An 18,952-nucleotide genomic window follows, 5' to 3' on the forward strand; every position below is an offset into this window, starting at 1 on the left:
GGCTTAGCGGGAATGGGGCGGGGGGTGAAGGGCGGAGAAACGATCCTTCTCCCGATGGGAGAAGGTGGCCCGAAGGGCCGGACGAGGGTCGGGCGGTGGGCCAGTTCGCATCATTCGACCCTCACCCTTTCGCCTTTCCGATCGCTGCGCTCTCGGAGGCTCAAGCCCTCTCCCAATGGGAGAGGGTAAGAAAAAAAAGGGGCTGGATGGATCCAGCCCCTTCAGTCGTCGGTGATGGGCCGATCAGTCCTGATAGATGTCGCCGGAGCCGGAGACGTTGCTGTTCAGGTTGGCGGGGCGGGTGGCCAGGGCGACGTCGCCGGAGCCGTCAATGTTGACCCGGACGTCGCCGGTCGGGGCGATGCGGGCGTCGCCGGAGCCGGAGATGTCGACCGTAGCGTCGCGGGTCGCCAGGTCGCCGAGCGAGGCCTCGCCGGAGCCGGCGATGTCCAGGTCCAGGGCGTCGGTGCGCCCCGTGGCCGTGACCTCGGCCGAGCCGGAGATGTCCACCGCCAGCGAAGGCTGGTCGTAGGCCGAGATGTTCAGGTCGCCCGAACCATTGGCCGTGAACCGGTTGACGTTCGGGGCGGTGACCACGACCTTCAGCTCGTCCCGCTCGGAGCGGGCGGAGAAATGGCCGTCGCCCCAGCCGAACACGACCCGCTCGTCGCCGTCGCCCAGATCGAAGCGGCCGTCGACCAGGCGGACCCGGTCGGTCAGGCCCTTGGGCCCGGTGACGACCACGGTGTTGGCGTCGCCCTGGACATAGTCGACGTCGATGCTGGAATCGACAGTCAGGCTGTCGCCGCCGGTCCAGGCGAGGGTGCGGGTGGTGAGGGGGCCGAGGTCGTCGGTCCCGCCGCCCTTGACCCGCTCGAAGCGGACGCTTTCGCCGTTGTCGTCCTTGAAGGTCCAGGCCCAGCCGTGGCGCTGGAGGTCGTGGCCGCCGATGGCCAGGGCGCCGCCGACGGTGACCAGGCACAGCACCAGGGCGGCGCCGGCGATGATGAACAGGGTGCGGATCATACCGAAGCTCCCGAAACAGGGGTGGATGAGGCAGGCGTGGGCTCAAGCGCCGGCTTCAGCAGGCGATAGTGCAGGCGGGCGAACCAGACGACGCCGTTGACCAGCCAGATGGTGAAGATGCTGAGCAGGGCGCCGATGAAGACGGCGCCGGCCATCAGGCCCAGACCCATCAGGATCGCGGCGAACGGCCCGCCGGGGAAGCCGGCGAAGGGCCCGGCGACCATCACCACGCCGCCCGAGAAGAACAGGGCGATGGCGGCGATGAAGAAGCCGAAGACGGTCCCGATCACGCCCATCAGAATGGGCAGCAGGATCAGGATGTCGAGCGCGCCCAGGCCCAGGACCGCGAAGACGGCGCCGGCGGCGGCGGACGGGTTCTTCTCCTGATGCCAGCGCTGGATGCCGGCCTCGGCCTTCAGCTCGCGCGCCAGCCGGACGGGATCGCCCAGGGCCGTGGCGACCTCGGCCTCGGTGCGTCCGGCCGCCAGGCCGTCGTCGAAGTGGGTCTGATAGTCGGCGATGATGTCGTTGGCGGTCGCGGTCGGCAGGCCGACGAGGCCTTCCTTCAGACGATCGATGAATTCGGCGCGCGTCATTGGGCGGCTCCCTGATCGGCGTCGTTCGCCACGATGGCGTCGACGGCCTTGGTGAAGGCGGACCATTCGGCGGTCTGGGCGGCGAGGGCCCCCCGGCCCGCTTCGGTCAGTCGGTAGTATTTGCGCGAAGGCCCGGCGGAGGATTCGACCAGATAGGTCTCGACCTGACCGTCGGACTGCATGCGGCGCATCAGGGGATAGATGGTCCCTTCCCCCATATCGATCGCGTCCGACAGGCGGCTGGCGATCTCGTAGGCGTAGCTGTCCGCCCGGTTCAGAAGGGCCAGGACGCAAAGCCCCAGCACTCCCTTCTTCAGCTGTATCTCGATGGTTTCAGGCACCTCGGCTCTCCTGTTGATGAGGATTGATTACGGCAAGGTATCTGTTAGTGCAAGGTAGCTGGCGAAACATGACAGCGATTTAATCGAGGCCGCTTGGCGGCGGCTTGAAGGCGTCGATGGCGTTGATCGCTTGGCAAGCCGAAAGCGATCCGATAGGTGACCGAGATCGCCGGGCGTGGGAGTCGCGCCAGCGTGATCTCTTGCGAGCCATTCGCAAGTATCTGCTGCAAAACGGTTTTATGGGGAAGTCTCGTATGGGGATGGGCACGCGAGCCCGAGAGACGCTCAAGGGAGCTGCGGCTTCTGCGTCTTCCGTTGTTCTGGGCGCAGGATTGGCGATGTTCGCCGCCGCGCCGACCTGGGCGCAGGACCTGATGGGTCAGCCGACGCCGGGCGGCATCGATCTGCAGCCCGCCGCCGCGCCGCTGAAGCACGACGCCATCTGGTTCCACAACATCGTTTTGATGCCGATCATCACGGGCATCACCCTGCTGGTGCTGGGCCTGCTGGCGTGGATCGTGTTCCGCTACAACAAGAAGGCTAATCCGACGCCCGCGCGCTGGAGCCACAACACGACGGTCGAGATCATCTGGACCGTGCTGCCGGTGGTGATCCTGGTCTTCATCTCCCTGTTCTCGTTCCGCCTGCTGTTCGCCTATCACGACATGCCGACGCCGGACCTGACGGTGAAGGTGACCGGCAACCAGTGGAACTGGGCCTATGAGTACCCGGACCAGGGCGTCGCCGAATACGTCTCCAACATGCTCCCGGAAGAGGAAGCCAAGGCCCGCGGCGTGCCCTATCGCCTGGCCGCGACCGAGCCGATGGTCGTGCCGGTCGGCAAGACCGTGCAGTTGGTCATCACCGCCGCCGACGTCATCCACGCCGTCGCCCTGCCGGCCTTCGGCCTGAAGACCGACGCGGTTCCCGGCCGGATCAACACCACCTGGTTCAAGGCCGAACGCACCGGCGTCTTCTACGGCCAGTGCTCGGAACTGTGCGGCGTCGACCACGCCTTCATGCCGATCCAGATCAACGTCGTGACCCAGGCCCAGTTCGAACAGTGGATCGCCTCCAAGGGCGGCTCCATGACGCCGAAGCCGCCCGAAGCGGCGCCGACCGCCGCCGCTCCGGCCGCGGCTGCCGCGCCTGCCGCCGGTGAAACCCCGGAGGCGGCTGCGGCCGCCCCCGTCGGTGCCACCGCCGCCCAACCCGTTCCCGCCGCGGCGCCCGCCGCGCCGGCCGCCCAGTAAGAGGCGAAAAGACATATGGCTGACGCTACCGTAACCCGCGACGCGACCGACCTCGGTCACGCTCACGACCATCATCACCACGACGACCACAAGCTGGGCTTCTTCACCCGCTGGTTCCTGTCCACCAATCACAAGGACATCGGCACCCTGTACCTGATGTTCGCCATCATGGCGGGCATCGTGGGCGGCGCCCTGTCGGGCCTGATCCGCTGGGAACTGGCCGAGCCGGGCATCCAGATCTTCAAGGAAGGCTCTTCGATCCAGCTGCTGGGTCTCGTGGAGCAGTCCAAGCACGGCTACAACGCCGTGGTCACGGCCCACGCCCTGATCATGATCTTCTTCATGGTCATGCCCGCCATGATCGGCGGGTTCGGCAACTGGTTCGTGCCGATCATGATCGGCGCGCCGGACATGGCCTTCCCGCGCATGAACAACATCTCGTTCTGGCTGCTGGTCGCGGCCTGGTGCCTGTTGATCCTGTCGATGTTCACCGACGGCGGACCGGGCAAGGGCTTCGGCGGGGGCTGGACGGCCTATCCGCCGCTGTCGACCACGGGCCACGTCGGACCCGCCTTCGACCTGGCCATCTTCGCCCTGCACGTCGCGGGCGCCAGCTCGATCCTGGGCGCGATCAACTTCATCACCACCATCCTGAACATGCGCGCGCCGGGCATGACGATCCACCGGATGCCGCTGTTCGCCTGGTCGGTGCTGATCACCGCCTTCCTGCTGCTGCTGAGCCTGCCCGTCCTGGCCGGCGCCATCACCATGCTGCTGACGGACCGCAACTTCGGCACCCACTTCTTCGATCCCGCCGGCGGCGGCGATCCGGTCATGTACCAGCACCTGTTCTGGTTCTTCGGCCACCCGGAAGTGTACATCCTGATCCTGCCGGGCTTCGGCATCATCAGCCACATCGTCTCGACCTTCAGCCGCAAGCCCGTGTTCGGTTATCTGGCCATGGCCTACGCCATGGTGGCCATCGGCTTCGTCGGCTTCATCGTGTGGGCGCACCACATGTACACGGTCGGGATGAGCATCAATCTGCGCGCCTATTTCATCGCCGCCACCATGATCATCGCGGTGCCGACGGGCGTGAAGATCTTCAGCTGGATCGCCACCATGTGGGGCGGTTCCATCAGCTTCAAGACGCCCATGCTGTGGGCGATCGGCTTCATCTTCCTGTTCACCGTCGGCGGCGTGACCGGCGTGGTCCTGTCCAACGCGGGCATCGATTACAGCCTGCACGACACCTATTACGTGGTGGCCCACTTCCACTACGTCCTGTCGCTGGGCGCCGTCTTCGCCATCTTCGCGGGCTTCTACTACTGGTTCGAGAAGATGTTCGGCGTGAAGTACAACGAGTTCCTGGGCGCGACCCACTTCTGGATCATGTTCGTGGGCGTGAACCTGGTGTTCTTCCCGCAGCACTTCCTGGGTCTGCAGGGCATGCCGCGTCGCTACATCGACTATCCCGAGGCCTTCACCCTGTGGAACCACGTGTCGTCGATCGGTTACGCCATCACGGCGGTCGGCGTGCTGGTCTTCCTGATCATGCTGGCCGAGGCGGCGATCCGTCGTCGTCCGGGCGTCGCCAACCCGTGGGGCGAAGGCGCCACGACCCTGGAATGGACCCTGTCCTCGCCGCCCCCGGCGCACCAGTTCAACGAACTGCCGGTGGTCAAGGGCGACGAACACTGATCGCCGTAAGATCAATCTGAGACTGAGGGCCGCTCTTTCCATCGGAAGGGGCGGCCTTCTGCTTTTGGGTGTGCTATGCGGCGCGCACAGATGACCGAAGTTCAGACCCGACCCCTCGTATCGACCGCCCAGCCGGAGGATTTCTTCCAGCTGTTGAAGCCGCGCGTGATGTCGCTAGTGGTGTTCACCGCCGCGACGGGGCTGGTGGTGGCGCCGGGGTCGATCAATCCGTTCGTCGCGGCCATCGCCATCCTGTGCATCGCGGTGGGCGCGGGCGCGGCCGGCGCCCTGAACATGGCGCTGGAAGGCGAGACCGACGCCCTGATGCGGCGCACGCGCGGCCGGCCGGTGGCGGCGGGTCGGGTCAAGAAGAACGACGCCATGGCGTTCGGCGTCATCCTGAGCCTGTTTTCGGTCATGCTGCTGGGCATGAACGCCAACTGGCTGGCGGCGGGGCTGCTGGCCCTGACCATCGTCTATTACGCCGGCTTCTACACCCTGCTGCTGAAGCGTCGGACGCCCCAGAACATCGTCATCGGCGGGGCGGCGGGCGCCTTTCCGCCGGTGATCGGCTGGGCGGCGGCGACGGGCCATGCGCCGTGGCAGGCCTGGCTCTTGTTCGCCATCATCTTCCTGTGGACCCCGCCGCACAGCTGGGCGCTGGCGCTGTATTCGGCCGGCGACTACGCCAAGGCGGGCATTCCCATGATGCCGGTGGCGCGCGGCGCCAAGTCCACGCGACTGCAGATCCTGATCTACACCCTGGTCTTCGTGCCGGTCGCCATCGCTCCCGCCTTCGCCGGTCTGGGTGGGCTGATCTATCTGGTGGTGTCGGTCGCGGGCGGCCTGGGCTTTCTGGGGCTGGCGATCCGGCTCTATCGCTCGCGCGCGGGCGACGAGCCCGACAAGGCCGAGGCCGTGGGGCGCGAAGCCGCATTGTATGATGTGCGCGCCCAGGCCAAACCGGCGCGCGACCTGTTCGCCTTTTCCATCCTCTATCTGATGGCCCTGTTCTCGGCCCTTCTGGTCGAGGCCCTGTCCGGTCTGGGAGCGTAAAACCATGCGTCTGACGCCTGAGGAACTTCGCGCGCGCAAGCGTCGCAACGTCTGGATCGCGGCGGCCCTGGTCGCCTTCATCGTTCTGGTCTTCACCACCACGGTCCTGCGCCTGCAGCAGAACCAGGCGGCCGAGCGGGCGCTGCTGGAGGCGGCGACCGGGACCACGGCGCAATGAAGCCGGGCCGCAAGAATCTGATCGCCATCCTCTGCGTCCTGGGCGTGATGGGGATGACGGGCGCGGCCTTTGCGGCGGTGCCGCTGTACCGGATGTTCTGTCAGGTCACGGGCTTCGACGGCACGGTGCGCCGGGCCGAAAAGGCGCCCGATACGGTGCTGGACCAGACGGTGCTGGTGCGGTTCGACACCAATGTCCGCGGCGTGCCCATGACCTTCAAGGCCGAGCAGGCGACCCAGAGGGTGCGGATCGGCGAGACGGGCCTGGCCTATTTCGACGTGACCAACACCTCGGACAAGCCGATTCAGGTGCGGGCCGGCTACAACGTCGTGCCGGAATATACGGGCCCCTATTTCCAGAAGCTGCAATGCTTCTGCTTCTCGGACCAGACGCTTAAGGCGGGCGAGACGCGCCAGTTCCCGGTGCAGTATTTCATCGCTCCCGAGCTGGCCACCGACCGCGAGGCGCGGGGCGCGCGCGAGATCACCCTGAGCTACACCTTCTATCCGTCGGTCGATGCGCCGACGGGGCCGACCGCCTGAGACCGGACGGCGTGGGCAAGCCCGGCGTCGATTTTCCGGGCGTCGGCTGCGGTCTGGTGATCCAGCGCGACGACGGGCGGGTGCTGCTGTGCAAACGGCTGAAGGCCCCCGAGGCCGGATTCTGGAACATCGTCGGCGGCAAGGTCGACCTGATGGAGACCTCCGACATCGCCGCTCGCCGCGAGGCGGAAGAAGAGAGCGGGCTGACGATCGGCGCCGTCGACTTCCTGTGCCTGGCCGAAGAGATCATTCCGGCGGACGGTCAGCACTGGGTGTCGCTGATCTATGTCACGCGCGACTTCACCGGCGAGGCGACGCTGACCGAGCCCGACAAGCTGTCGGACATCGGCTGGTTCGATCCGGAGGACCTGCCCCAGCCGCTGTCGGCCTTTTCCGCCAAGGCGTTCGCCGCCCTGGCCGAACGCCAGAAGGGCGTTCGCTAGAGGGCGGGCGCGGCGGCGTAGTCGGCCCACAGGTCCGGCAGGCTCTTGCCCGTCAGGGTCCGCCAGGCCGCCTCCGTGTAGGTTCCGGCGCGGGCCTGGGCGTCCAGGCTCTTCACCACCCCGGCATGGCCGTGCGTCTCCAGCCAGGTCAGGAACCGACCCGCGCCGCGATAGCCGCCCTCCAGCTTCTGGTCGGGAGAATAGTCGCCCAGGCTCCAGCCGCCCCCCGCATTGTCCACGCCGTAGCGATTGCGGACATAGTCGGCGATGCCCTCGGTCAGCCAGCCGGGGACCGGCCGGTCGCCATAGGCCTGGATCACATGCATGGCCTCGTGCGTCACCACGTCGGTGTCGCCGAGATGCTGCTGGAAATACCGGGAGCCGAACATCACCACGTCGCCGGAAGCGCCCGCGATCCCGTCCATCGCCGGGTCCATCACGAAGGTCACGCGCCGCGACGCCTGCGGATTGAAGTCGGCCATCAGCCGGGGATAGACGGTGAAGAAGGTCTCGATCATCCGATCCGCCGTCGCCTGATCCGTCGTGCCCGCCGCGTCGCGGAAGTCCAGCACCAGGCCGTCGCGATCATAGATGCGCGTCTCGGCCGCATGGGCGGTTCCGGCATGAACGGCCCCAAGGGTCAGGACGGCGGCGAGAAGGGCGGGAAGGCGCATAGGTTCGGCTCCAGGCATCGAGACGGTCAGTGACCATGCCGGCCCCGGCCTGGGCAAGACCGATCCGCTGGGTGCGGGCTGGATATTTTGTCGGCCGGACAGGCTCTGGACAGCCGCCCTGCCGCCACTACCCTGTGGACGCGCGGTTGCGCCGAGGAGACGACGATGCGCGGTCTGGATTTCAGCTCCTGGCAGAACCTGTTGCTGACCCTGGTGGGGCTGGCGCTGGTCACCCTGATCGGCATGGGCATACGGCTGGTGATGATGTTCACCATCCAGCAGCGGCGCGAGCGGATGAACCGCCAGATCAACGAACGGCTCAAGACGCTGATCGCCGCCTACAAGGTGCTGGGCGGCTCCTTCACCGGAACCCTGACCGTCGATCCGACGCACAAGCGCGACCTGAACCGCCGCACGGCGCCCGCCGAGGGCGCGACGCTGGACCTGAGCGCCGAGGCGGCGGCCGGCTCGGACCGCACCCGCCGCATCCGCGACGCGGTGGAGGCCTGTCTGGCCGACATCATCCTGCTGGGGACCGAAGATCAGGTGCGGCTGGCCCAGCAGGCGGCGCGCGAACTGGTGGCGGGGCGGCCGGTGCGCACGCATGAGCTGGTGGTCTCGCTGCGCGACTTCGTCCGCCAGGCGCTGGATCTGGCGCCCGTGCCGACCGGGCTGGACATCCCCCTCCAAGGGCCGACGCGGCCGTCGTCGAGCGGCGGTCGGGGCGGCGGGGGCGGCGGCGGCTCCGGCGGGGGAGGCGGCGGAGGCGGCGGCATGGGAGGCGGAATGGGCGGCGGGGGTATGGGCGGGGGCATGGGCGCGACCTCGACGTCCGACGACCCCGCTGATCCGCCGGCGCGCGGTTGAAGAAGGCCGAAACACGGCACGGCTCTGGCGTCGCGGAAAAGGGGACGCTATAGCCGCTGTCATAACCGACTCTGGCCGACCAAAGAGACGCGATTCATGGCTGACGCCCACGCCACTCCGCAGCACGACTACCACCTGGTGGCGCCCAGCCCCTGGCCGCTGGTGTCCTCCATCGCCGCGACCATCATGTTCATCGGCGCGGTGATCTGGATGAAGGGCCTGGCCCCGGCCGAGAACGGACCGATCGCCGCCAACTTCCTGGCCGAGGGCAAGGCCGCAGTCTTCTTCGCCGGTCTGGCCGGCGTGCTGATCTCGGCCTTCGGCTGGTGGTCGGACGTGATCAAGGAATCCAAGGCGGGCGACCACACCCCGGTCGTGTCCCTGGGCCTGCGCTACGGGATGCTGCTGTTCATCGCTTCGGAAGTGATGTTCTTCGTGGCGTTCTTCTGGATGTTCTTCGACATGGCCCTGTTCCATGAATCGCGGGCGCTGACGCCGGAAGTCGGCACCTGGGCCGACACGGCCAAGGCCTGGTCGACCTGGCCGCCCAAGGGCGTCGAGGTGCTGAGCCCCTGGCAGCTGCCGCTGCTGAACACCGTGACCCTGCTGCTGAGCGGCTGCACCGTGACCTGGGCGCACCATGCGATCCAGGTCGGCGACCGCAAGGGCGCCAAGATCGCCCTGGCCATCACCGTCGCCCTGGGCGTGCTGTTCACCTGCGTTCAGGCGTATGAATATCACCACATCATCCACGAGCACCTGTTCTTCAACGAGGAAGCCATCAACTCGGGCCTGTACGGTTCGATCTTCTTCATGGCGACGGGCTTCCACGGCTTCCACGTCCTGATCGGCACCATCTTCCTGGCGGTCTGCCTGATCCGCCTGCTGGCCGGCGACTTCACCCCGCAGAAGCATTTCGGCTTCGAGGCGGCGGCCTGGTACTGGCACTTCGTGGACGTGGTCTGGCTGTTCCTGTTCGCCTTCGTCTACGTCGTCTTCGGTTGATCCAAGACGGTCCTGAAGACCTCGATGCGGCGCGGGACGAGGGATCGTCCCGCGCCGTCGTCGTTTGCGACAGGCCGGTTCGCGCGGCGACGCGGGGGCGTTGTCCCCGGTGCGGGCAGGGCGCGCTGTTCGCGGGCTTTCTGAAGGTGGCGCCGGCCTGTGCGGTCTGCGGCCTGGATTACACTACCATCCAGACCGGCGACGGTCCCGCCAGCTTCATCATGCAGATCGTGGGCTTCATCGTCGGGTTCTCGGCCCTGTTCGTCGAGATCAAATTCCATCCGCCCATGTGGGTGCATCTGATCGTCTGGCTGCCGCTGGTCGTGGCCGTGTCGCTGGCCTTGATGCGGCCGGGACGGGGGCTGATGATCGGGTTGCAATACCGGAACCAGCGATGAAGCGTTTTCCCTGGATACTGACCGTGCTGACGGTCCTGGCCCTGATCCTGCTGATCGGTCTGGGCGTGTGGCAGGTCGAGCGGCTGAAATGGAAGGAAGGCCTGATCGCGGCGGCGGATGCGGCGGCGGCGAAACCGCCTGCGCCGCTGGATCAGGTGTTGGGTGAAGGCGACCTGGAGTTCCGCAAGGCGTTGATGGTCTGTCCGGGCCTGGCCAGCGCGCCCTTCATCGAGTTGCAGTCCATCCATGACGGAGAGGCCGGGGTGCGGCTGATCTCGGCGTGCAAACCGGCGGGCGCGAATTTCACCCTGCTGATAGACCGGGGCTTCGTCGGCGATGGGGTGACGGCGCGGCCGCGTGTGATCCCGACCACCCTGCCGCTGGTGATGGTCGGGGAGTTCCGCACCTTCGACAAGCCGGGCGCGATGAGCCCCGCCCCAAGGGACGGACGGTTCTACGCCCGCGACACCGCCGCCATGGCCAAGGCGCTGAACGTCACGGGGCCGGTGCGGCCGGAAGCCGTGTTCGCCGTCACCGCCGTCAATCCCGAGTTCCCGGCCCTGAGGCCGTCCGCGCCGCCTGCGGCCTTTTCGAACAATCATTTGGGCTATGCGATGACATGGTTCGGACTGGCGATCGCGCTCGTGGGTTTCTATGTGGCCCTGCTTCGACGCAGACTAAAGAAAGACATCTCCTGACTTCCCTTCACACCCTGTCCAACGGCGTCCGCGTCGTCTGCGATCCCATGCCGGGGCTCAAGACTTTAGCCGTCGTCGTCACCGTCAAGGGCGGGGCGCGGTGGGAGGCGGAGGATCGTTCCGGCTGGTCGCACCTGCTGGAGCATCTGGTGTTCAAGGGCGCCGGCGACATGGCCGCGCGCGAGATCGTCGAGCGGATCGAAGCCGAGGGCGGCACGATCAACGCCTCCACCGGATACGAGCGGACCAGTTTCGAGGTGCGGGGTCTGGACGGCTCGCTGCCGCTGGCAATGCAGGTGTTGTCGGACCTGGTGTTCCGCCCCACCCTGGACCCCGCCGAGATCGAGCGCGAGAAGGACGTGGTGGCCCAGGAGATCGCCGAGGCCTTCGACACGCCCGACGACCATGTGTTCGAGATGGCCCAGACCCGCGCCTTCACCGGACAGCCGCTGGGTCGGCCGATCCTGGGCTCGATCGCCAGCCTGAAGCCGGCGGACAAGGCGAGCGTCGAGGCCTGGCGTGCGCGGCTGTATTCGCCTGACCGGATGGTGGTGTCGGTGTCGGGCGCGGTGAACGAGACCGAACTGCTGGCCCTGGCCGAGCGCTGGTTCGGCGATGCGGTCGCGACCCCTGTCGAGACGCCCGCGCCGGCGGCCTTCGTCGGCGGTCATGCCAAGCTGACGCGCAAGATCGAACAGGCCAATCTGGTGTTCCAGCTGCCGGCCCTGTCGGCGACCGATCCTGCCCTGTCGGCCATGCGGCTGTTCGGCGAGATCCTGGGCGGGGGCATGGCCTCGCGCCTGTTCCAGAGCGCGCGCGAGGAGCGGGGCCTGGCCTACGCCATCGACGCCTATCAGGAGCCGTATGAGGATACGGGGGTGCTGGGCATCTATGCGGGCGCGGCGGCGGATCGGGCCAAGGAGTTGGCCGAGGTGGCGGCGGCCGAGGTGCGGGCCATGGCCGAGACCGGCCCGACCGAAAAGGAACTGTCGCGGGCCAAGGCGGTGATGAAGGCGGGCCTGTGGATGTCCGACGAGAACCCGATGAGCCGGGCGGGCCGCAACGCCGCCCAGACCCTGATCTTCGGCGCCCCGCGCTCCAGTCTGTCGATGACCGAACAGTTGGAGGCCCAGACGGTGGAGGACGTGCGGGCGGTCGGCGGGCGGTTGCTGGCGGGCGGCAAGGCGGCCAGCGCCGTGCTGGGGCCCAAGTCGGCCGGACCGGCGGGTGAGGCGTTCGCGGCGGCCCTGTTCGCGGGATAAGCGGAACATCCCAGCGCGCGGATCGGTTATGCTGGCGCTTGAACCCGTCCAGCCCGGAGCCGTCCCCATGTCCGTCCGCGTCGCCCTGATCGTCGGCAGCCTGCGTAAAGGCTCCTATTCCCGCGCCATCGGCCTGGAGATGAAGGCGCTCGCCGCGCCGGAGCTTGAGCTGGAACTGATCGAGATCGGCGACCTGCCGCTCTATGATCCCGATCTGGAGACGGACGCGCCGCCGGCGCCCTGGGTCCGGTTCCGCGAGGAGGTGGCGACCACCGAGGCCGTGCTGTTCGTCACGCCCGAATACAACCGCTCCATCCCCGGCGCCCTGAAGAACGCCCTGGACGTCGGCTCGCGCCCCTATGGCCACAGCATCTGGCAGGCCAAGCCCGCCGCCATCGTCAGCGTCTCGCCCGGCGCCATCGGGGCCTTCGGCGCCAACCACCACCTGCGCCAGCCGCTGGTCTTTTTGAACATGCCGGTGATGCAGCAGCCCGAGGCCTATGTCGGCAATGTCGCCGATCTGCTGGACGAAGGCGGCAAGCTGAAGAACGACGGGACGCGCGATTTCCTGAAGAGCTTCACGGACGCCTTCGCGGCGTGGATCGGCAAGACGAAGGGCTGATCGCTTCTGTCGCGAGGGGCCTCGGCCGTCGAGCGCGGCCTGTAAAGGCGCCAGTGAAATCTCGGGAGCCGGAAGTCGTCAGGTTCGAACGGCCTTGAAATCCAACGTTATTGTGGCGCGAATATTTTATGAACTGCGGGAAGTGTCAGTAAAATATTCTACCCATTCAAATAAAATAGAAGAATAAATATCCAAAAACGCGAGAGAAATGGAACAAAATGCTTCCTAAAACGCTGATACCGGGAACAGCGTTATTGGACGCGAACCCATGTGCCTCTGTATCAAGATGAAGATCACTTCGACCATCAGGTTCTAGATCTCGGCGGACTCTTCGCCTCTCTGCTCGACGGTCTGGGCGCGCGTATGAGGCGGCCCGATCCACCCCGTCTCGAACCGACGACCGATCCGAAGGCCGTCTGGGCCGAGGATTGCAGCCTGGGACCTGTCGATCGGTCCCTGGGCGACGAGCCTCTGTCAGAGGCCGCCTAGACCCGGAATTGAAAACGGCGGCTCCGTGAGGAGCCGCCGTCGCCATATCAGCCGTGAAGCTGAAATCAGCCGATGGTTTGCAGCTGGCCAGCCGATTCCTTGCCAGAACGCTTGTCGCGTTCCAGCTCGTAGGAAACCTTCTGGTTTTCATCCAGGCCGCGCAGGCCAGCGCCTTCGACGGCCGAGATGTGGACGAAGACGTCCTTGCCGCCGTCGTCGGGTTGGATGAAGCCGTAACCCTTGGTCGGGTTGAACCATTTGACAGTGCCGGTAGCCATTTTGAGACCTCCGTTAGAAGTTGACCGAGGGAACGCCCCTGCGGCCTGTCGGGTCTGAATGGGAGCGGCCTTGACTCGTGCGTTCGCAGAGAGAGTGGGCGTTACGCAGAGAGATCGACGAAGCCTATGTGCGCAGACCTTTGTGACAAATGCAAGCGTGGCCCGTGTGAAGGAAATTCAACAGCCGGAACGGTTTAGCTTGCCGCGCGTTGATGTGGCCTACGAAAGGCTCTTACCATGAACCGCACCCACGTCGTGGAGCGCGCTTACCAGCTCGCCCGTACGCCCGACTGCCTGAACACCGGCGATGTCGTCAAAGCCCTGTCCGGCGAGGGTTATTCCGGCGCGGAGATCTCGCATTTCCAGGGCAGCTCGATCCGGGCGGACCTGAACCGCATCTGCAAGATGCCCAAGGCCGACGCGGCCGCAGACGCCGGGGCCGAAGCCGAGGCGGAGGCGGCGTCGGACGCCGCCTGACCGTCCTCAGTGCCCGCCGGCGCCCGCCGGCAGGTGCTCCTTCTCGAACCGCCCGACACGTTCGACCAGGGTTCTGGCCGCCTGGTTCATGCCGATGACGTCCACCTGGGCGCCCTGTCGGCGGTAACGGAAGACGACCTTGTCCACCGCCGCCACACCGGTCAGATCCCAAAGATGGGCGTCCGTCATGTCGATCTCGACGCGGCTGGGGTGGCCGTGGTGCTCGAAGCTGGCGGCGAACAGGTCGGCCGAGGCGAAGAACAGCTGGCCCGTGACGCGATATCGCAGCACGCCGTCCTCCGGCGTCTCGATTTCGGTCACGGCGACGGTCTTGCCGACCTTGCGCATGAAGAAGACGGCCGACAGCAGGACGCCCAGGATCACGCCCTTGGACAGGTCATGGGTGGCGACCACCGTGACGGTCGTGGCGATCATGACCACCGAAGACTGGAAGGGCAGGGTGCGCAGGTTCCGTACCGAGGACCAGTCGAACGTCCCGACCGAGACCATGATCATGACCGCGACCAGGGCCGCCATGGGGATCTGCGCGACCCAGTCCTGAAGCACCAGCATCAGGAACAGCAGGAACAGCCCGGCCCACAGGGTCGACAGCCGCCCGCGTGCGCCGGAGGTGACGTTGATCATCGACTGACCGATCATGGCGCAGCCGGCCATGCCGCCGAACAGGGGCGACAGGATGTTGGCGATGCCCTGGCCGCGCGTCTCGCGGTCCTTGTCGGACGGGGTGTCGGTGATGTCGTCGATCAGATTGGCGGTCAGCAGGCTTTCCAGCAGGCCGACGAAGGCCAGGGTCGCCGAGATGGGGGCGATGATGACGAAGGTGTCCCAGGTCAGGGGCACGGCCGGTAAATGGAACATCGGCAGGGTCGTGGGCATCTGGCCCATGTCGCCGACGGTGCGCACGTCCAGCTTCATCACGATCACCACCGCGCTGATGGCGACGATCGCGACCAGGGGCGAGGGCACGGCCTTGGTGATGCGGGGGAAGCCGTAGATGACGACCAGGGCCGCCGCGACCAGGGCGTAGGTGATCCAGCCCCTGCCGATCAGTTCGGGCATCTGGGCCAGGAAGATCAGGATGGCCAGGGAGTTGACGAAGCCGGTCATGACGCTGCGGCTGACGAACTTGATGTAGCGGCCCAGTTTCAGCACGCCGATGACGATCTGGAACACCCCGCACAGGATCGAGGCGGCAAACAGATATTCCAGGCCGTGGTCGCGAACCAGCGTGACCATCAGCAGGGCCATGGCGCCGGTGGCGGCCGAGATCATGGCCGGGCGCCCGCCGACGAAGGCGATGGTCACGGCGATGACCACGCTGGCGTAGAGGCCGACGGCGGGATCGACGCCGGCGATGATCGAGAAGGCGATGGCTTCCGGGATCAGGGCCAGGGCCACGACGGTCCCCGCCAGCAGGTCGCGGCGAGGATTGGCGAGCCATTGCTGGCGCGCGGAGGCGATGATGGACATTTCAGGATTTCATCTGGATGAGCTGTACTCCGACAGCTCGGTTTCCCAGCGGATCGGCGGCGGGGATAGCCACCCGTCGCCTGCGAACAGGGCCGGGTCCAAGGTGATGGCGTCCTGATGCGATGTTGCGCCGCAAAAAGCAAGTGGGCGGCTAGACCAGGCCCTCCAGCACCGGGGCCTCGGCGGCGCTGCCGGGGAAGACGCGGCCGTCCAGGGCGGCGCGTTCGACGCCCAGGTGGTCGCGCAGCACGCCCTTGAACACCGAACGGATGTCCAGGGTCGGCGCCAGGTCGCGGTCCTCGAACAGGCGGTTGTCGGCCAGGGTCGGCCAGTCGCCGATGGGACCGCCGCGCTTCACCGCCCCGCCCGCCAGCAAAAGCGACGAGCCGGTGCCGTGGTCGGTGCCTTGCGTGCCGTTGGCGCGGGCGGTGCGGCCGAATTCGGTGGCGACGACGACGACGGTGCGCGACCATGTTTCGCCCAGCCCGTCCTTCAGACCCGTGACCAGTTGATCCAGGCCGGTCAGGCGCGTCTGAAGCTGCGCGCGCTGGCCCGCGTGGGTGTCCCATCCATCCAGCGAGACGGCGACGACGTCGGCGCCTTCGTCGCCGCTCATCAGCCGGGCCACGGCGCGGCCCAGCCCCTGAACGTCGTTGCGACGCAGCCGTTGGCCGGAGGCGTCTTCGCCCTCCATATCTTGACCCTGAGCGACCAGTTCCTCGGTCGCCAGGCCGCGCGCCAGGTTCTGGCCCAGCATGGGATCCTCGACATAGAGGTCCTGCAGCAGGGAGGCGATGCGGTCGCCGCCGCGCACCTGGCCGCCCGGCGCCCAGCTTGAGACGGGGGCGTCGCCGCGCAGGATCAACGGCGTCTGGGCGCCGATCGACAGGCCCTTCAGCGACGCGCCGCCCGCCGCGACGATGGCGCGGTTCAGCCAGCCGTCGGTCTGCTGACGCAGACCCTCGCCGCCGTTCTCCAGCACGTCCTGGGCGTCGAAATGCGAGCGGATGCGGACCGGCAGGGCCACGGCCGGGGCGAACCGCATCTGGCCGGCGCCATACAGGTCGTGCAGGCCAGCTAGCGCCGGGTGCAGGCCAAAGCCCTCGCCCAGTTCAAGGGCGCCGTTCGCCTGGCCGGGCGCGCCGATGGCCAGGGCCCCGCGCAGGGGAACATAGTTGGCGTCGCCATAGGGCACGGTGACGGACAGGCCGTCCATGGCGCCGCGCGCGATGACGACGACCAGCTTGTTGGCCGGGCGGTTCGACTGGGCGGCGACGCGGCCGGCGAAGGCCAGGCCGACCCCTGCGGAGGCGACGGCGAGCAGGCGGCGGCGGTTCAGGTTCAGGTGGGTCATCGGCGCTGGAACTCCGGCGACATGAAGAGAAGGGTCAGGGCCTCGGGCCGGCTTTCAGCGCGGGCGACGGCGAGGCGGGTGCGTTCGCTGAGGCGCGGCCCCAGGGCGGAGGCGGCGACGGCGTTGGTGTCGGCCGTCTGGGCCAGGTCTGCGGCGGTGCGCGACCAGTTCAGCCGCTTGACCAGGGCGTCGGGACCGGCCCAGTCGGCGGCCGCGTCGGGCCAGCCCTCGGGCGAGGGGGCGGCGAAGAGCGGCTGGCCCATGTCCCGCAAGGCCTGGCGCAGAGGCTGAATGCGCCGGGGTTCGGTCCCCAGGGCGCGGTGCGCCGAGACGATGAACTCATAGGGCGTCTTGATCTTGGCGGGCTGGGGCGTCCAGGTCTCGGGCGCGGCGACCAGGGCGCGGGCGACCTGGGTCAGGTCGCCGTCTGAACGTGTCCAGGCCTCTTCCAGTCGGGCGACCAGGGCCGGTGGCGGATCGTCGGCGACGAAATGGGCGGCGAGGCGGCGCGACAGGCGTTTGGCGGTCGCCGGATGCCGGGCCAGGTCGCGCAGGATGGCCTGACCCTGGGCCAGGCCGGCGGCGGGATAGGTCTTGCCCATGACCGTGCGGGCGCCCGGCTCATGGACATTGGCGCGGAAGACGAAGCCGTTCGCCTCCGGCTGGGCCTGTGCGGCCGCCATCCGGGCGCGGCGAGGGCGGGCGGTCTGACGTTGATCGCGCGCTGTGGGCATCGACCAGCCGGTCAGGGCGCGGGCCAGTTCGGTCACGTCGGCCTGGGTATAGCGGCCGTCTGCGCCCAGGGTGTGCAGCTCCATCATTTCGCGGGCCAGGTTCTCGTTCAGCCCGGCGTTGCGACGGGTCCCGGCCATGCTGTCGGGACCCACCGAGCGGGCCTGATCGAGATACAGCAGCATGGCGGGATGCTGTTCGGCGGCCAGGACCAGGTCCTCGAAACGGCCGAAGACATGGGGCCGGATCGCCTCGCGTTCGTATTGGCCCACGAAGGCGCCGCTGGTGAATTTGACGGCGGAGACGGTGATGGCGTTGGCCCAGAACAGGGCCCAGCGTTCGGCGAAGCCGTCGTCGGTCGTGGCGCCCAGCCGCGTGCGGGCGAGGAATTCCTGGGCCGTGTCCTGGGTGATGTCGCGCCGGGCCGCCTGGCGGGCCTCGCGCTGGGCCTGGGCCTGAGAAGACGCCGGGGCCTGCGCATCAGGGGCGGGACCGGCGGCGGGCGCGGCGGCCCGAGGGCGTTCGGCGCGGCGCGCGCGGCCGGCGGTCTGATAGCCGATATATTGCGTCATGCGCTGGGTGGTGTCGGCGAACTGGCCGGGGGGCTGGGGCGCGCCGTCGGGACGGATCTGGCCCAAGGCCCAGCCGCGCGGATCGGCCGTGACCCGGTCGATCTCGCCGGGACGGGTGCCCAGGCCCAGCCGGGTCAGGGCGATCGACGCGTCGATGGGAGATGAAGCCATATGCAGTCTCCTATACCCGCCCGATCATTCAACGCACCGAGGCGTAAAACTCCGTCGCGATCAGAATTTCGTGGGCCCGTCGCCAAGCGGTGGTCGGCGCGTTAGGTTGCGGTCCCATGGCCCTGCTGGACTGGATGAGCGATGTGGCCGGACCGGTGGTCCGGGGCGACGGCGTGCTGCTGCGCCCCCCGCGCGCGTCCGATTACGCCGCCTGGTCCACGCTGCGCGACGGATCGCGCGACTATCTGCAGCCGTGGGAGCCGGCCTGGCCCGAGGACGACCTGACCAAGGCGGCGTTCCGGCGCAGGCTGTCCATCTATGCGCGCGAGATGGAGCTGGGCCACGCCTGGCCCCTGTTCGTGTTCGTGGATGACGCCCGCACGCTGGCGGGAGCGGTGACCCTGTCGAACGTGCGGCGCGGCGTGGCCGAGACGGGGACGCTGGGCTACTGGATCGGCCGGCCCCACGCCGGCCGGGGCGTGGCGACGGCGGCGGTGCAGGCCATGGTCGGCTACGCCTTCGACAAGCTGAAACTGCACCGGCTGGAGGCCGCCTGCCTGCCCACCAACCACGGTTCGCGCCGGGTTCTGGAGAAATCGGGCTTTCGCAACGAAGGCCGGGCCAGGGCTTATTTGAAAATTAACGGCGAGTGGGCAGACCATTTGCTGTTCGGCCTGGTCGAGGACGAGCGTTGACGGCTGCGGGCCGTCTGGAAGGGCGGTACGC

22 protein-coding genes and 1 other annotated feature are annotated in these 18,952 nt (G+C 67.6%); of the genes, 14 read left to right on the forward strand and 8 right to left on the reverse strand.

All coding sequences use genetic code 11. The annotated features are described in order from the left end of the window. Nucleotides 1-243: 243 nt before the first annotated feature. The 3 genes from ACODSC_RS00485 to ACODSC_RS00495 are packed head-to-tail and all read right to left on the reverse strand — an operon-like array spanning nt 244 to nt 1,963. The gene (locus tag ACODSC_RS00485; protein ID WP_488810786.1) at nt 244-1,026 is read right to left on the reverse strand and encodes a GIN domain-containing protein; all 783 of its coding nucleotides are present in this window, start codon (nt 1,024-1,026) and stop codon (nt 244-246) included. After that, nucleotides 1,023-1,622, reverse strand: coding sequence for a DUF1700 domain-containing protein (locus ACODSC_RS00490; protein WP_488810788.1), 600 nt, complete (start codon nt 1,620-1,622; stop codon nt 1,023-1,025). Before ACODSC_RS00490 ends, ACODSC_RS00485 begins: the two co-directional genes overlap by 4 nt. Next, the gene (locus ACODSC_RS00495; RefSeq protein ID WP_159846234.1) at nt 1,619-1,963 is read right to left on the reverse strand and encodes a PadR family transcriptional regulator; all 345 of its coding nucleotides are present in this window, start codon (nt 1,961-1,963) and stop codon (nt 1,619-1,621) included. Before ACODSC_RS00495 ends, ACODSC_RS00490 begins: the two co-directional genes overlap by 4 nt. 254 nt (nt 1,964-2,217) lie before the next feature. Between ACODSC_RS00495 and coxB the strand changes: the two genes are divergently transcribed. The 6 genes from coxB to ACODSC_RS00525 all read left to right on the forward strand — a co-directional run bounded on the left by coxB (nt 2,218) and on the right by ACODSC_RS00525 (nt 7,136). After that, nucleotides 2,218-3,216 (forward strand): cytochrome c oxidase subunit II, encoded by a 999-nt coding sequence (gene coxB / locus ACODSC_RS00500; protein WP_488812116.1) that lies wholly within the window; start codon nt 2,218-2,220, stop codon nt 3,214-3,216. 15 nt (nt 3,217-3,231) lie between these two features. Further along, the gene (gene ctaD, locus ACODSC_RS00505) at nt 3,232-4,917 is read left to right on the forward strand and encodes a cytochrome c oxidase subunit I (RefSeq protein ID WP_488810790.1); all 1,686 of its coding nucleotides are present in this window, start codon (nt 3,232-3,234) and stop codon (nt 4,915-4,917) included. A 90-nt stretch (nt 4,918-5,007) separates the two neighbouring features. Then, the gene (gene cyoE, locus ACODSC_RS00510) at nt 5,008-5,973 is read left to right on the forward strand and encodes a heme o synthase (protein ID WP_488810792.1); all 966 of its coding nucleotides are present in this window, start codon (nt 5,008-5,010) and stop codon (nt 5,971-5,973) included. Between the two features lie 4 nt (nt 5,974-5,977). After that, nucleotides 5,978-6,151: a hypothetical protein gene (locus tag ACODSC_RS00515; protein WP_488810794.1), complete on the forward strand. Its 174-nt coding sequence runs from the start codon at nt 5,978-5,980 to the stop codon at nt 6,149-6,151. After that, a complete protein-coding gene (locus ACODSC_RS00520) occupies nt 6,148-6,693 on the forward strand; it encodes a cytochrome c oxidase assembly protein (protein WP_488810796.1) in 546 nt (181 codons plus the stop codon). Before ACODSC_RS00515 ends, ACODSC_RS00520 begins: the two co-directional genes overlap by 4 nt. A gap of 11 nt (nt 6,694-6,704) precedes the next feature. Next, nucleotides 6,705-7,136, forward strand: coding sequence for an NUDIX domain-containing protein (locus tag ACODSC_RS00525; RefSeq protein ID WP_488810798.1), 432 nt, complete (start codon nt 6,705-6,707; stop codon nt 7,134-7,136). On the opposite strand, the gene ACODSC_RS00530 is transcribed toward ACODSC_RS00525, so the two are convergent. After that, nucleotides 7,133-7,810 carry a basic secretory protein-like protein gene (locus tag ACODSC_RS00530; protein ID WP_488810800.1) on the reverse strand — a complete coding sequence of 226 codons (678 nt, stop codon included), beginning with the start codon at nt 7,808-7,810 and terminating at the stop codon, nt 7,133-7,135. The two genes, ACODSC_RS00525 and ACODSC_RS00530, sit on opposite strands and share 4 nt — an antisense overlap. Nucleotides 7,811-7,975: 165 nt before the next feature. Between ACODSC_RS00530 and ACODSC_RS00535 the strand changes: the two genes are divergently transcribed. From ACODSC_RS00535 to ACODSC_RS00560, 6 genes are all read left to right on the forward strand, one after another. Next, nucleotides 7,976-8,677, forward strand: a complete 702-nt coding sequence (locus ACODSC_RS00535; protein WP_488810802.1) for a hypothetical protein — start codon at nt 7,976-7,978, stop codon at nt 8,675-8,677. Nucleotides 8,678-8,773: 96 nt separating this feature from the next. After that, complete coding sequence (locus ACODSC_RS00540) at nt 8,774-9,682, forward strand: cytochrome c oxidase subunit 3 (protein ID WP_488810804.1); 909 nt, start codon at nt 8,774-8,776, stop codon at nt 9,680-9,682. Further along, on the forward strand, nt 9,679-10,080 hold the full coding sequence (locus tag ACODSC_RS00545) for a DUF983 domain-containing protein (protein WP_488810806.1): 402 nt from the start codon (nt 9,679-9,681) through the stop codon (nt 10,078-10,080). Before ACODSC_RS00540 ends, ACODSC_RS00545 begins: the two co-directional genes overlap by 4 nt. Further along, on the forward strand, nt 10,077-10,778 hold the full coding sequence (locus ACODSC_RS00550) for an SURF1 family protein (protein ID WP_488810808.1): 702 nt from the start codon (nt 10,077-10,079) through the stop codon (nt 10,776-10,778). Before ACODSC_RS00545 ends, ACODSC_RS00550 begins: the two co-directional genes overlap by 4 nt. A 47-nt stretch (nt 10,779-10,825) precedes the next feature. Continuing rightward, nucleotides 10,826-12,040, forward strand: a complete 1,215-nt coding sequence (locus tag ACODSC_RS00555) for a M16 family metallopeptidase (RefSeq protein WP_488810810.1) — start codon at nt 10,826-10,828, stop codon at nt 12,038-12,040. A gap of 67 nt (nt 12,041-12,107) precedes the next feature. Continuing rightward, on the forward strand, nt 12,108-12,662 hold the full coding sequence (locus ACODSC_RS00560) for an NADPH-dependent FMN reductase (protein WP_488810812.1): 555 nt from the start codon (nt 12,108-12,110) through the stop codon (nt 12,660-12,662). Between the two features lie 554 nt (nt 12,663-13,216). Here the strand turns inward: ACODSC_RS00560 and ACODSC_RS00565 are convergent. Next, entirely contained in the window at nt 13,217-13,429 is a 213-nt protein-coding gene (locus ACODSC_RS00565) for a cold-shock protein (RefSeq protein ID WP_008260410.1), read from the reverse strand. 237 nt (nt 13,430-13,666) lie between these two features. Between ACODSC_RS00565 and ACODSC_RS00570 the strand changes: the two genes are divergently transcribed. After that, nucleotides 13,667-13,906 carry a hypothetical protein gene (locus ACODSC_RS00570; protein WP_488810815.1) on the forward strand — a complete coding sequence of 80 codons (240 nt, stop codon included), beginning with the start codon at nt 13,667-13,669 and terminating at the stop codon, nt 13,904-13,906. 6 nt (nt 13,907-13,912) lie between these two features. On the opposite strand, the gene ACODSC_RS00575 is transcribed toward ACODSC_RS00570, so the two are convergent. The 3 genes from ACODSC_RS00575 to ACODSC_RS00585 form a co-directional block, all read right to left on the reverse strand. Then, nucleotides 13,913-15,397 carry a SulP family inorganic anion transporter gene (locus ACODSC_RS00575; protein WP_488810817.1) on the reverse strand — a complete coding sequence of 495 codons (1,485 nt, stop codon included), beginning with the start codon at nt 15,395-15,397 and terminating at the stop codon, nt 13,913-13,915. 39 nt (nt 15,398-15,436) lie between these two features. Continuing rightward, nucleotides 15,437-15,500 (reverse strand) — a sequence feature (sul1 is cis-regulatory element that is thought to sense ions involved in sulfur or methionine metabolism; They are found in Alphaproteobacteria). A 48-nt stretch (nt 15,501-15,548) separates the two neighbouring features. Next, nucleotides 15,549-16,751, reverse strand: coding sequence for a DUF1501 domain-containing protein (locus tag ACODSC_RS00580; RefSeq protein WP_488810819.1), 1,203 nt, complete (start codon nt 16,749-16,751; stop codon nt 15,549-15,551). Beyond that, on the reverse strand, nt 16,748-18,226 hold the full coding sequence (locus ACODSC_RS00585) for a DUF1800 domain-containing protein (RefSeq protein ID WP_488810821.1): 1,479 nt from the start codon (nt 18,224-18,226) through the stop codon (nt 16,748-16,750). The genes ACODSC_RS00580 and ACODSC_RS00585 overlap by 4 nt, the downstream gene beginning before the upstream one ends. A gap of 116 nt (nt 18,227-18,342) precedes the next feature. Between ACODSC_RS00585 and ACODSC_RS00590 the strand changes: the two genes are divergently transcribed. Then, the gene (locus ACODSC_RS00590) at nt 18,343-18,921 is read left to right on the forward strand and encodes a GNAT family N-acetyltransferase (protein ID WP_488810823.1); all 579 of its coding nucleotides are present in this window, start codon (nt 18,343-18,345) and stop codon (nt 18,919-18,921) included. Nucleotides 18,922-18,952 lie beyond the last annotated feature (31 nt).

This window comes from Brevundimonas sp. FG128 (genome assembly GCF_057809775.1).

Coding starts and splice junctions, on each gene's coding strand:
- ACODSC_RS00485 (WP_488810786.1), bottom strand. CDS start 1,026: ATGATCCGCACCCTGTTCATCATCGCCGGCGCCGCCCTGGTGCTGTGC.
- ACODSC_RS00490 (WP_488810788.1), bottom strand. CDS start 1,622: ATGACGCGCGCCGAATTCATCGATCGTCTGAAGGAAGGCCTCGTCGGC.
- coxB (WP_488812116.1), top strand. CDS start 2,218: ATGGGGATGGGCACGCGAGCCCGAGAGACGCTCAAGGGAGCTGCGGCT.
- ctaD (WP_488810790.1), top strand. CDS start 3,232: ATGGCTGACGCTACCGTAACCCGCGACGCGACCGACCTCGGTCACGCT.
- cyoE (WP_488810792.1), top strand. CDS start 5,008: ATGACCGAAGTTCAGACCCGACCCCTCGTATCGACCGCCCAGCCGGAG.
- ACODSC_RS00515 (WP_488810794.1), top strand. CDS start 5,978: ATGCGTCTGACGCCTGAGGAACTTCGCGCGCGCAAGCGTCGCAACGTC.
- ACODSC_RS00520 (WP_488810796.1), top strand. CDS start 6,148: ATGAAGCCGGGCCGCAAGAATCTGATCGCCATCCTCTGCGTCCTGGGC.
- ACODSC_RS00530 (WP_488810800.1), bottom strand. CDS start 7,810: ATGCGCCTTCCCGCCCTTCTCGCCGCCGTCCTGACCCTTGGGGCCGTT.
- ACODSC_RS00535 (WP_488810802.1), top strand. CDS start 7,976: ATGCGCGGTCTGGATTTCAGCTCCTGGCAGAACCTGTTGCTGACCCTG.
- ACODSC_RS00540 (WP_488810804.1), top strand. CDS start 8,774: ATGGCTGACGCCCACGCCACTCCGCAGCACGACTACCACCTGGTGGCG.
- ACODSC_RS00550 (WP_488810808.1), top strand. CDS start 10,077: ATGAAGCGTTTTCCCTGGATACTGACCGTGCTGACGGTCCTGGCCCTG.
- ACODSC_RS00555 (WP_488810810.1), top strand. CDS start 10,826: ATGCCGGGGCTCAAGACTTTAGCCGTCGTCGTCACCGTCAAGGGCGGG.
- ACODSC_RS00560 (WP_488810812.1), top strand. CDS start 12,108: ATGTCCGTCCGCGTCGCCCTGATCGTCGGCAGCCTGCGTAAAGGCTCC.
- ACODSC_RS00565 (WP_008260410.1), bottom strand. CDS start 13,429: ATGGCTACCGGCACTGTCAAATGGTTCAACCCGACCAAGGGTTACGGC.
- ACODSC_RS00570 (WP_488810815.1), top strand. CDS start 13,667: ATGAACCGCACCCACGTCGTGGAGCGCGCTTACCAGCTCGCCCGTACG.
- ACODSC_RS00575 (WP_488810817.1), bottom strand. CDS start 15,397: ATGTCCATCATCGCCTCCGCGCGCCAGCAATGGCTCGCCAATCCTCGC.
- ACODSC_RS00580 (WP_488810819.1), bottom strand. CDS start 16,751: ATGACCCACCTGAACCTGAACCGCCGCCGCCTGCTCGCCGTCGCCTCC.
- ACODSC_RS00585 (WP_488810821.1), bottom strand. CDS start 18,226: ATGGCTTCATCTCCCATCGACGCGTCGATCGCCCTGACCCGGCTGGGC.
- ACODSC_RS00590 (WP_488810823.1), top strand. CDS start 18,343: ATGGCCCTGCTGGACTGGATGAGCGATGTGGCCGGACCGGTGGTCCGG.